Source organism: Nocardioides xinjiangensis (assembly GCF_017916385.1).
GTDB lineage: Bacteria > Actinomycetota > Actinomycetes > Propionibacteriales > Nocardioidaceae > Nocardioides > Nocardioides xinjiangensis.
In genome coordinates this window covers 1,462,320-1,473,748 of record NZ_JAFMSW010000001.1, presented here as the reverse complement: position 1 = coordinate 1,473,748, position 11,429 = coordinate 1,462,320, and the positions used below count along the sequence as shown (strand labels likewise).

Genomic DNA, 11,429 nt, shown 5'->3' with positions numbered 1-11,429 from the left:
GCTTCATGGACGGCGGGAGGCCGGTCTTCGGACTTCTCGTCATCGCCATGTTCGACGTCGCGAGTCACCGCAGCGGGCCCTGTGCCGGATTCTCACCGGCTTCCCAGATTCTCCCCAGAGTTCGGGGCACCTCTCGCCTGGTGCGCGTCACGATAGCGTCTGCGGCCATGTCCGCCAGCGGGGTGCCCAGCGAGGTCGTGGTCGTCGGGATCGGCGCCGACGGCTGGGCCGGCCTCCCCAAGTCGTCGCGCTCGCTGGTGCTGGAGGCGCCGGTGCTGTGGGGCGGGGCGCGGCACCTGTCGCTGGTGCCGTCCGTCGACGGACAGGAGCGGGTGCCGTGGCCGTCGCCGCTGTCGTCGGCTCTCCCCGGCCTCCTCGCTGGGTACGCCGGGCGTCGCGTCGTCGCGCTGGCGTCGGGCGACCCGCTGGTGTCGGGGATCGCCTCGACCCTGCTCGCCCTCGGCGCGCCGGTGCGGGTGGTGCCGGCGGTGTCGTCGGTCGCGCTGGCCCGGGCGCGGATGGGGTGGTCGGCGGAGTCGTGCGAGGTCGTGTCGCTGGTCGGCCGGCCCCTGGAGCGGCTGGTGCCGGCCCTGGCGCCGGGCCGCCGGGTCCTGGTGCTGTCGTCGGACGCCTCGACCCCCGCGTCGGTGGCTGCGCTGCTGACGTCCTCCGGCTGGGGTGCGTCACGGATGACCGTGCTCGGCGACCTCGGCTCGTCGTCGGAAGCCTCGGTGTCGGGCGTCGCGTCCTCGTGGTCCTTGGACTCCCCGGCGCTGAACGTCGTCGCCGTCGAGGTCTCCGGGGACGGCCTCGCCTCCTGGTCGCCCGGACTCCCCGACGACGCCTACGAGAACGACGGCCAGCTCACCAAGCGCGACCTGCGAGCCTCCGCCCTCGCCCGCCTCATGCCCGCCCCCGGCCAGCTCCTCTGGGACGTCGGCGCCGGAGCCGGCTCGGTCGGCATCGAGTGGATGCGCTCGCACCCCACCTGCCGCGCGATCGCCATCGAGTCCGACCCGGGACGAGCCGCCCGGATCGCCCGCAACGCGTCAGCCCTCGGCGTCCCCGACCTCCAGGTCGTGCAGGGCCGTGCCCCCTCGGCGCTGTCCGGCCTCGAACGCCCGGACGCGGTGTTCGTGGGGGGCGGCGCCACACGCGAGGGCGTCCTCGAGAGCTGCCTGGCCTCGATCAGGCCCGGTGGCCGCCTGGTGGTCCACGGCGTCACGGTGGAGACCGAGGCACTGCTGGCCCAGGCGTACGCCGACCACGGCGGCGAGCTCACCCGGATCGGCGTCGAGACCGCCGCTCCCATCGGCACCTTCACCGGCTGGACGCCCGCCCGGACGGTGACGCAGTGGGCCTGGACCGGCACGCCTGGCCGATGACCGGCAGCGGCACGCCGCCGCCTCGGGGCGGCGAGAGGTGTCCGCGTCGCCGCCGTCCCGCTCCCCGGGAACGGGACGGCGGGACGGCGGGACGGCAGCTCGTCGGTGTCAGCCCGCGACCTTCTTGGTCCGCCGCGTCGTGACGGTGACGGGCGTGTGCCCGGCAGCCGTGGCGACCACGCGCACGGAGATCCGCTTGCCGAGGAGCTTGCGAGTGAGGCGCAGGCGGGTCTTGGTCGCCTTCGTGATCACCTTGCCGTTCGCCAGCCACTGCACCTTGCGCGTGACCGAGGGGGCGTTCCAGGTCCCCTTGGTGACCCGCAGGCGCTGGCCGACCTTGACCAGCCCCCTGATCCGCGGCTTCCTGACCACGCTCAACGCGGCGGGGGCCGGGGACGTGGTGGCGGGCGTCGCGGTGGTCGTCGTGATAGGCGTCGCCGCGACGGTCGGCGCGGGCGCCGGGTCCGGCGTCGTGGGCGCGGGGTCCGGCTCCGGCGTGGGCTCCTGCGGCGTGCCCGGCGTGGCCAGCTCGACGTCGTAGCGGTCGACGCTGGGGACCGTCACCGGGTCGGCCTCGCTGATCGTGTGCCGGTCGTTCCAGTACTCGGTGACGCCCGAGGCCGGGTCGCGGAAGCCGAGCGTGTAGTCGCCCGCCGGGAGGCCGCCCACGTCGTAGGCGCCGTCGGGTCCGGCCACCACGGTTCGGAAGGACGTCCAGGCGGCGCCCTGGACGACGTACGCCGTCACCTCGGCGCCGGCGACGGGGTTGCCGTCGCTGCCGGACACCGTCCCGAGCAGGTGGGCCGCTCCGTCGAGGTACGCCGTGGCGAGCGTCGGCATGCCGCCGTTCGTCAGGTCCACCGGCGTCGCGGACTCGATGCGCGTGGCGTCGTGGTGGAACTCCGTGGCGTAGGCGCCGGTGGGGTCGTCGAACCGCACGCGGTACCAGCCGTCGTCGAGCTTGCCGACGTTGTACTTCCCGTCGATGCCGGTGACCGCGTCGTCCACCGGCACCCACTGGCCGGTGCCCGTGGGGTCGGCGAGGGTCGTCACGACGATGCCGGCGAGGCCGACCCCGTCCGCCGTGGCGACGAGACCCTTGATGCGGGTCGGCTTGGCGGCCTCCGCCGGCGCGGCGACGAGAAGCGCCGACGTGATCCCCACGGTGACGGCGAGTGCGGCGCCTCCCAGCTTGCTGTGCTTGTGCATGTCTCCTCCGAAGGAGTGCGGGGCATCGCGACACGATGCGTATGTCCGCACACTCGGTCGGCGGGGACTCCCACCCACGACGAATGGATCTCTTGTGTCCGTTGCGCGCCGCGCGGTGGCTGTCCTGTTGCCGAGTGGTTGGGAACTGGACCAGACCATGCCGCCGCCGCTACGCCGCTCGGCTCCGTCGGAGGTCCGGCTCAGGACTCCGCTGACGCCCGCGGGCGGTCGGCCTGGTAGAGCCAGGACTCGGCGCCGTCGCGGGCCAACGCCCGGCCGACGAGGATCACGGCGGCCTGCCTGAGGCCGGCCGCCTCCACCTGCTCGGCGATGTCGGAGAGCGTGCCGCGGAGGACGAGCTCGTCGGGCTGCGAGGCGTGGTGGACGACGACGGCGGGGCAGTCGGCGCCGTACTCGTCGACCAGCGACGCGGCGAGCTCGCGGGTCCTGGTGATCGCGAGGTGGAGCACGAGCGTCGCGCGCGTGGCGGCGAAGGCCGCCAGCGACTCGGACTCCGGCATCGCGGTGGAGCGGGCCTGCGTGCGGGTCAGCACGACCGACTGCGCGACCAGCGGGACGGTGAGCTCGCGGCCGACCGCGGCGGCAGCGGCGGCGTACGCCGGGACTCCCGGGCACACGTCCCACGCGACCCCGGCGGCGTCGAGGCGGGCGGTCTGCTCGGCGAGGGCGGAGTAGAGGGACGGGTCGCCGGAGGTGAGGCGGACGACCTCGAAGCCCTCGGCCGAGGCGTCGACCATCACCGACGTGATCCGGTCGAGGTCGAGGGTCTGGGTGTCGACGAGGCGGGCGTCCGGGCAGTGGGAGAGGACCTCGGCGTCGAGGTAGGTCCCCGGGTAGAGCACGACGTCGGCGGCGGCGAGGAGCGACGCCGCCCGCAGGGTGATCAGGTCGGCCGCGCCCGGGCCGGCGCCGACGAAGTGGACGCTCACCGCTCCTCCACGAAGCGAGGCGTCCAGACCCGGCCGGCCGCGGTCACGGCGGTCGACGAGGCGCCGACGATCAGCAGGCACTTCATGTCGATGGTGTCGGCCTCGAGCTCGGCGAGGGTGGTCACGGTCAGCGACTCCTCGGCGCGGCCGACGTCGCGACCGACCACCACGACCGTGTCGGGGCTGCGGTGCTCGAGGAACAGCTTCTGCAGGTCGGCGACCTGGGTCGTGCGGCTGCGCGAGGCGGGGTTGTAGACCGCGAGCACGAGGTCGGCCTCGGCGATCGCGCGCAGGCGCCTCTCGATCACCGGCCACGGCTTGAGCCGGTCGCTCAGCGACACCACTGCGAAGTCCGCGCCGATCGGGGCGCCGGCGCGGGCCGCGACGGCCTGGACCGCGCTGACGCCGGGAAGGACCTCGACGGGCACGTCCGGCAGCCCCTCCTCTGCTCGGGCGGCGGCGGCCTCGAACACCGCGCTGGCCATCCCGAAGACCCCGGCGTCCCCGCCGGAGACGACGGCCACGCGCTCGCCCGCGCTCGCGAGGTCGAGGGCGAGGCGGGCGCGGTCGACCTCGACGGTGTTGCCCGAGGCGTGCTGGGTGAGGCCCTCGCGCTGCGGGACGCGGTCGACGTACGGGGCGTAGCCGACGACGTGGTCGACGGTGCGCAGCGCCTCGGCCGCCTCCGGGGTGAGCCAGCGGTCGGGTCCGGGGCCGAGGCCGACGACGAGGAGTCGAGTGCGCGGCTCCGCGTCGACCGCTACCGCGCGCGCACTCGACCCGGATCGGCGGCGGCCGTGGGGGTGGGCGGCCCTGGAGTCGCCGGGGACGACGATCAGCGAGAAGTACGGGACGGACGCGGGGTCGACGTCGACGACGGGCATCCAGCGCTCGGCGGGCATCGAGGCGCGCTCGACGTACAGCGCGTGCTCGAGGCGGCCGGCCTGGCGCAGGGCGTCGACGACGCCGGGGAAGCGGCGGCCGAGCTTCATGATGATCGCGCCGTCGGTGTCGGCGAGGCGGCGGGCGAGCTCGGGGACCGGCAGGGTGCCGGGCAGCACGGTCAGCACGTCGGTCTGCCGCACGAGCGGCGAGGCGAGGACGGCGGTCGCGGCGGCGAAGGCCGGCACGCCGGGCACGACCTCGGTCTCGAAGCGCGGCGAGAGCCGGTCGTGGAGGTACATGAACGAGCCGTAGAAGAGGGGGTCGCCCTCGGCCAGCACCACGACCGTGCGCCCGGCCGACAGGTGGGCGGCCAGCCGGGACGCGCACTCCTCGTAGAACTCCGCCATCGCGCCGGCGTACCCGCCCGGGTGCGCAGTGGTGCCCGTGGTCACGGGGTAGCGCAGCTCCTCCTCGATCGCCGTGGCCGGGACGAGGTCGGCGGCGATCGTGCGGGCGTTCGACGTCTTGCCGACGCCGGCGTGGAAGGCGACCACGTCGGCCGACCCGATGAGCCGCGCGGCCTTGCGGGTGATCAGCTCGGGGTCGCCGGGGCCGAGGCCCACCCCGTAGAGCCGGCCCTCCGGCCGCCCGGTCACTCCCGCTCCTGGGCGAGGGCGTTCAGGGCGGAGGCGGCCATGGCCGAGCCGCCGCGGCGGCCGCGCACCGTGAGGAACGGGATGTCGAGCCCCCAGTCTGCCGGGGCGTCCTCCAGCGCCTGCTTGGACTCGGCGGCGCCGATGAAGCCGACGGGGACCCCGATGATCGCGGCCGGTCGCGGCGCGCCGTCGAGCAGCATCTCCAGGAGGTGGAAGAGCGCGGTGGGGGCGTTGCCGATGGCGACGACCGAGCCCTCGAGGCGGTCGGCCAGCAGCGACAGCGCGGCGGCGGACCGGGTGGTGCCCAACGCCAGCGCGAGCTCGGGGGTACGCCGGTCCCGGAGCGCGCAGAGCACCTCGTTGTCGCGGGGGAGGCGGGCGCGGGTCACGCCGCTGGCGACCATGTGGGCGTCGGTGAGGATCGGCGCGCCCGCCTCGAGCGCCGTACGGGCCGCGGCCACCAGGCCCGGGTGGACGACCAGGTCGTGGGCGAGGTCGGTCTGGCCGGTGCCGTGCACCATCCGGACGGCGACGCGCTCGGCGTCGGCCGGCAGGTGGTCGAAGGTGGCCTCGCGGCGGATGGTCGCGAACGACTCGTCGTAGATCGCGGCCCCGTCGGCGACGTAGTCGTAGCGCCGGGTCGGGCGGGCAAGCAGGGTCATCACGGCTCCTCGGGGTTCGCGCCCCTGGGTGGCAGGTACGCCGCGCGCGCAGTGTCTGGCTCGCCCCTCCGATCCGGCTGGAGGGACTGACAGTGGCGGAACCGCCCCGGACTCGCACCGGGTTCCTGCGTCGCGTGACGGGGGCAGCCTAGGGCAGGCGGGTCCGCGCGGCCGACACGGCGCTGCTGGTCCCGCCGTACGCGCTGGCGTGACGGCGGGCAGCTCGCGGCGCGAGCGTGCGGGCTGAGCGTCGCCGTCGCCCGGCGGCACCCGAACTGCCTTCCCGGTGTCGGTGGTCAACCCGTGGTGACGAGGGACTTCCAGGGTGTGACGACCAGCTGCTCGGGCAGGTCGGCCGCACGTCCGCGGTCCAGGACCCCGCCCGGGACCTCCAGGTGCACGACGTCCCCCGTGAGGTGTCCGTACGCCGGCGGAGCAGAGCCGACCAGGGCGCGCGGGTCCGGCGGCTGCCAGGCCGGCGGGACGGGCAGCTCGTCGACGTGCCAGGCGGCGTCGTCGCCGCGGCCGCGAACCTGCTGGAACGCGCGAGCCAGGCCGGTGAGCCGGGCGGCGGCCTCGTGCAGTGCGACCACCGGTCCCCAGCCGGTGAAGCCGATGCGGAGCTGGGCCTCGTCGCGTGACAGGGCGACCAGTCCGAGGTCGCACGAGCGCCCGGCGACGTCGCCGCGACCGTCGTCGAGGACGACGAGGAAGCGGCCGGGCAGCGCGGCGAGCGACGGGGTCGCGCAGATGCGCTCGTCGAGCTCGGCGGTCACCGGCCGCAGGTCGGCGCGGCCCCCGGCCAGCCCCGTCAGCGGTGAGACGAGGATGTTGCGGACCAGCTCGTGGTCCGGGTGCGGGAGGAGTCCGGTGCCGCGGACCGCGGACACGACCTCGGCGGGGACGGCACCGTCTGACAGAGGAAGGCCGCGGAGCTGGAGGTTCGCGCGCCTGGTCAGGTGCACCCGGCCGTCGCCGTACGTCTCGGCGACGTCGAGGAGCGCCAGGAGCGTCGTCCGGGTGAGGTGGCCGCCGGGGATGCGGAGGCGGACGAGCGCTCCGTCGTCGGCCGGCCAGGGACGGAAGACGCCCGGGCAGAGGTCGCCTCGGGTCCGCGCGGTCACGACGGCGATCTTGGCACGAGCGACCCGCTAGGCTGCGCGGGCCACCTGCGTGGAACCCAGGAACCCGGTGCGAGTCCGGGGCGGTTCCGCCACTGTGAGGGCCAGCATCACCGGTCCCAGCCAGACACTGGTCCACGCGGGATCCGACGACGAGGGGCGAGAACCCCCGGGAGGAAACCGTGCGCATCGCGCTGCTGTCCACGTCCGACACCGACCTGCTGAGCGCGCGAGCGTCCGGCGCCGACTACGTCCTGGCCAACCCGGCGCGGCCCGGCCACCAGTCGATGGCCGAGGTGTTCGAGGGCTGCGACCTCGTCGTCGGCCGGCTGCTGGGCTCGCCGCAGGACCTATGCTCCGGCTTCACCCGCATCGCAGCCACGGGCACGCCCGTCGTCGTGCTCGGCGGCGAGCAGACGCCGAGCGCCGAGCTGATGGAGCTGTCGTCGGTGCCGATGGGGGTCGCCGCGGAGGCGCACCGCTACCTCGCCGAGGGCGGGCCGGACAACCTCCGCCAGCTCCACGCGTTCCTCAGCGACACGGTGCTGCTCACCGGCGAGGGGTTCGAGGCGCCGACGGTGCTGCCGCAGTGGGGGTACGCCGCGAGGCCGGCGGCGACGAGCGACCTGCCGCGCATCGGTGTCCTTTACTACCGCGCCCACGAGGCCAGCGGGAACACCGCCTTCGTCCACGCGCTGGCCGACGCCGTCGACGCGACGGGCCGGGCGGTCGGCGTCCCGATCTTCGCCGGGTCGCTGCGTGCCGCGCCCGACGAGCTGTACGACGCCTTCGGCACGCTGGACGCGCTGATCGTCACCGTCCTCGCCGCGGGCGGCAGCGTCCCGGCGGGCGCCGGCGCCGGTGGCGACGACGAGTCGTGGGACGTCGCACGGATGTCCGCCCTCGACATCCCGATCATCCAGGGGCTCTGCCTGACGAGCAGCCGCGCGGAGTGGGAGTCGTCCGACGACGGCGTCAGCCCGCTCGACTCCGCCACCCAGATCGCGATCCCGGAGTTCGACGGCCGCATCATCACCGCGCCGTTCTCGTTCAAGGAGGTCGACGCCGACGGGCTGCCGCACTACGTCCCCGACCTCGAGCGCTGCGCCCGCGTCGCGGGCATCGCGGTGCGGCACGCGCGCCTGCGCCACGTCCCGAACGCGGACAAGCGGCTCGCGCTGGTGCTGTCGGCGTACCCGACCAAGCACGCCCGCATCGGCAACGCCGTCGGCCTCGACACCCCCGTCTCGGCGGTCCGGCTGCTGCGGCGGCTGCGGGCGGAGGGCTACGACCTCGGCGGCGACAACGAGGTGACGCGGATCCTCGAGATGGCCGACGAGACCGAGGCCGGCGACGCGCTCATCCACGCCCTCATCGCGGCCGGCGGCCAGGACGAGGAGTGGCTCACCCACGCCCAGCTGACCGACGCGCACGCGCGGATCACCCCGGAGCAGTACGCCGCGTGGACCGCCGACCTGCCCGCCGACCTCCGCGCCGACATGGTCGAGGCCTGGGGCGAGGCGCCCGGGTCGCTGTTCGTCAACGACGCCGGCGAGCTCGTGCTCGCGACCGTGCGCGCCGGCAACGTCGTGCTGCTCATCCAGCCGCCGCGCGGGTTCGGCGAGAACCCCATCGCGATCTACCACGACCCCGACCTCGCGCCGACCCACCACTACCTCGGCGCCTACCGGTGGCTCCGCAGTCCCGTCGAGGAGGGCGGCTTCGGCGCCGACGCGGTCGTGCACCTCGGCAAGCACGGGTCGCTGGAGTGGCTGCCCGGCAAGAACGCCGCGCTCTCGGCGAGCTGCGGCACCGACGCGGCGCTCGGCGACCTGCCGCTCATCTACCCGTTCCTCGTCAACGACCCGGGCGAGGGCGCGCAGGCCAAGCGCCGCGCGCACGCGACGATCATCGACCACCTCGTGCCGCCGATGGCGCGCGCGGAGTCCTACGGCGACATCGCCCGCCTCGAGCAGCTGCTCGACGAGCACGCCAACATCGCCGCGATGGACCCGGCCAAGCTCCCGGCGATCCGCGGGGAGATCTGGCAGCTGATGCACGCCGCGAAGATGCACCGCGACCTCGGGCTCGAGGAGCAGCCGGACGCGGAGGACTTCGACGACTTCATCATGCACGTCGACGGCTGGCTGTGCGAGATCAAGGACGCGCAGATCCGCGACGGCCTGCACGTGCTCGGCCAGGCCCCGGAAGGTGAGGCGCGGGTCAACCTCGTGCTCGCGATCCTGCGGGCCGCGCAGGTGTTCGGCGGACAGGCGCAGGCGGTGCCGGGGCTGCGCTCCGCGCTGGGCCTGGGGCTCGACACGACCACCGAGGGCACGGGCGAGGTGGACCGGGTCGAGGCACTCGCGCGGGAGCTGGTCGAGCAGATGGACAAGGCCGACTGGGACCCGGCACGCGCCGCCGAGCTCCACGACGACCTCGAGGTCCGGCGGGTGCTGGAGTTCGCCGCCACCCAGGTCGTGCCGCGCCTCGCGCGCACCACCGACGAGCTCGACGCCGTGCTCCACGCGCTCGACGGCGGCTTCGTCAGCGCCGGGCCGTCGGGCTCGCCGCTGCGCGGGCTGGTCAACGTGCTGCCGACCGGCCGCAACTTCTACACCGTCGACCCGCGCGCGGTGCCGTCGCGGCTGGCGTGGCAGACCGGGCAGGCGATGGCCGAGTCGCTCGTCGCGAAGTACGTCGCCGAGACCGGCGGCTACCCAGAGTCCGTCGGGCTGTCGGTGTGGGGCACGAGCGCGATGCGCACGAGCGGCGACGACGTCGCCGAGGTGCTCGCCCTGCTCGGCGTACGCCCGGTGTGGGACGAGGCCTCCCGCCGGGTCAACGACCTGCAGGTCATCCCGCTCGACGAGCTCGGCCGCCCCCGCATCGACGTCACCGTGCGCATCTCGGGCTTCTTCCGCGACGCCTTCCCCCACGTGGTCGCGATGCTCGACGACGCCGTGCGCCTCGTCGCCGGGCTCGACGAGCCCGACGAGCACAACCACGTCCGGGCGCACGCGCGCGCCGACCTCGCCGAGCACGGCGACGAACGGCGCTCGACCACCCGCATCTTCGGCTCCAAGCCCGGGTCGTACGGCGCCGGCATCTTGCAGGTCGTCGAGTCCGGCAGCTGGCGCAGCGACCAGGACCTCGCGGAGGTCTACACGACGTGGGGCGGCTTCGCCTACGGCCGCGACCTCGACGGGGCGCCGGCCGCCGACGACATGCGCACCAACTACCGGCGCATCAAGGTCGCGGCCAAGAACGTCGACACCCGCGAGCACGACATCGCCGACAGCGACGACTACTTCCAGTACCACGGCGGCATGGTCGCGACGGTGCGCGCGCTGACCGGCAGCGACCCCAGGGCGTACGTCGGCGACTCGACGACGCCCGACGCGGTCCGCACCCGGACGCTGCAGGAGGAGACCACCCGCGTCTTCCGCGCTCGCGTGGTCAATCCGCGCTGGATCGGCGCGATGCAGCGCCACGGCTACAAGGGTGCCTTCGAGCTCGCCGCCACCGTCGACTACCTCTTCGGCTTCGACGCCACCGCCGGGGTCGTGCACGACTGGATGTACGAGGCGCTGGCCAGGGAGTACGTCCTCGACGAGACCACCCAGCAGTTCCTGCGCACCTCCAACCCGTGGGCGCTGCGCGGCATCGTCGAGCGGCTGCACGAGGCGGCCGAGCGGGGGCTGTGGGAGCACCCGGACGCCGAGGTGATGGCAGCGCTGCAGCAGGTCTACCTCGACGTCGAGGGCGAGCTGGAGGACCGGTGATCGAGGTCGGCGCGGTGTCGCGGATCCGCATCGTCGGCATCGGCTGCCATCCCGGTCAGCTGACCGCCGAGGCGCGCGAGGCGATCGCGGCGTGCGACTACGTCATCGCGGCCGACAAGGGCTCCGGCGACGGTCCGGACGACCCGCTGCTCGCGCTGCGCCGCGCCGTCTGCGCGGACCTCGGCGTCGAGCTGGTCGCCGTCCCCGACCCCCCGCGCGACCGCGACGACCCGGCCGACTACGACGGCGCGGTCCTCGACTGGCACGACGCCCGCGCGGCGGCGTACGGCAGCCTCATCGCGAGTCGGCCCGGGACGGTGGGGTTCCTGGTCTGGGGCGACCCGGCGTTCTACGACTCGACGATCCGCGTCGTCGACCGCCTCGACCTGCCGTACGACGTGCTGCCTGGGGTCTCCGCGCTCTCGCTCCTCGCGGCCCGGCACCGGATCGTGCTGCACGAGGTCGGCCGGCCGGTGCTGGTGACGACCGGCCGGCGCCTGCACGGCGAGGTCGCGGCCGGCCACGACAACCTGGTCGTGATGCTCGACGGCGGGCTGCAGGCGGCCTCCCTCCCCGGCGCGTGGGACATCTGGTGGGGTGCCAACCTCGGCAGCCCGCACGAGGAGCTCGTCGCGGGGCGGCTGGGCGACGTGGTGGACGACGTCCGCGCCGCCCGCCGGCGCGCGAAGGACGCGGACGGCTGGGTGATGGACACCTACCTGCTCCGGCGCCGGTGACCGTGCGTCATGCGGACCGGGACCTATGGGTGCGGGTTC

8 protein-coding genes and 3 riboswitches are annotated in these 11,429 nt (G+C 74.6%); of the genes, 3 read left to right on the top strand and 5 right to left on the bottom strand.

Translation table 11 applies throughout. The features are described 5' to 3' along the window. Window position 1 precedes the first annotated feature (1 nt). Window positions 2-149, bottom strand: a riboswitch (cobalamin riboswitch). Between the two features lie 18 nt (window positions 150-167). Then, window positions 168-1,385: a precorrin-6y C5,15-methyltransferase (decarboxylating) subunit CbiE gene (gene cbiE / locus J3P32_RS06975; RefSeq protein WP_210439098.1), complete on the top strand. Its 1,218-nt coding sequence runs from the start codon at window positions 168-170 to the stop codon at window positions 1,383-1,385. 108 nt (window positions 1,386-1,493) lie between these two features. Here the strand turns inward: cbiE and J3P32_RS06970 are convergent, their stop codons facing one another. From J3P32_RS06970 to J3P32_RS06950, 5 genes are all read right to left on the bottom strand, one after another. Then, entirely contained in the window at window positions 1,494-2,594 is a 1,101-nt protein-coding gene (locus J3P32_RS06970) for a carboxypeptidase regulatory-like domain-containing protein (protein ID WP_210439097.1), read from the bottom strand. Window positions 2,595-2,794: 200 nt separating this feature from the next. Further along, window positions 2,795-3,544: a cobalt-precorrin-4/precorrin-4 C(11)-methyltransferase gene (locus tag J3P32_RS06965; protein WP_210439096.1), complete on the bottom strand. Its 750-nt coding sequence runs from the start codon at window positions 3,542-3,544 to the stop codon at window positions 2,795-2,797. Continuing rightward, window positions 3,541-5,085, bottom strand: a complete 1,545-nt coding sequence (locus J3P32_RS06960; protein ID WP_210439095.1) for a precorrin-2 C(20)-methyltransferase — start codon at window positions 5,083-5,085, stop codon at window positions 3,541-3,543. Before J3P32_RS06960 ends, J3P32_RS06965 begins: the two co-directional genes overlap by 4 nt. After that, a complete protein-coding gene (locus J3P32_RS06955; protein ID WP_210439094.1) occupies window positions 5,082-5,747 on the bottom strand; it encodes a precorrin-8X methylmutase in 666 nt (221 codons plus the stop codon). The genes J3P32_RS06960 and J3P32_RS06955 overlap by 4 nt, the downstream gene beginning before the upstream one ends. Window positions 5,748-5,796: 49 nt before the next feature. Then, window positions 5,797-5,875: riboswitch (cobalamin riboswitch) on the bottom strand. Between the two features lie 168 nt (window positions 5,876-6,043). Continuing rightward, window positions 6,044-6,871: a nitrite reductase gene (locus tag J3P32_RS06950; RefSeq protein WP_307861607.1), complete on the bottom strand. Its 828-nt coding sequence runs from the start codon at window positions 6,869-6,871 to the stop codon at window positions 6,044-6,046. A gap of 21 nt (window positions 6,872-6,892) precedes the next feature. Then, window positions 6,893-7,021: riboswitch (cobalamin riboswitch) on the top strand. Between the two features lie 29 nt (window positions 7,022-7,050). On the opposite strand from J3P32_RS06950, the gene cobN reads away from it, so the two are divergent. Beyond that, complete coding sequence (cobN, locus tag J3P32_RS06945; protein ID WP_210439093.1) at window positions 7,051-10,653, top strand: cobaltochelatase subunit CobN; 3,603 nt, start codon at window positions 7,051-7,053, stop codon at window positions 10,651-10,653. Then, entirely contained in the window at window positions 10,650-11,390 is a 741-nt protein-coding gene (cobF, locus tag J3P32_RS06940; RefSeq protein WP_307807762.1) for a precorrin-6A synthase (deacetylating), read from the top strand. Before cobN ends, cobF begins: the two co-directional genes overlap by 4 nt. Window positions 11,391-11,429: the final 39 nt, after the last annotated feature.

What these genes read in the sequence shown, in the direction of transcription:
- cbiE (WP_210439098.1), top strand. Translation starts at nt 168, where the DNA reads ATGTCCGCCAGCGGGGTGCCCAGCGAGGTCGTGGTCGTCGGGATCGGC.
- J3P32_RS06970 (WP_210439097.1), bottom strand. Translation starts at nt 2,594, where the DNA reads ATGCACAAGCACAGCAAGCTGGGAGGCGCCGCACTCGCCGTCACCGTG.
- J3P32_RS06955 (WP_210439094.1), bottom strand. Translation starts at nt 5,747, where the DNA reads ATGACCCTGCTTGCCCGCCCGACCCGGCGCTACGACTACGTCGCCGAC.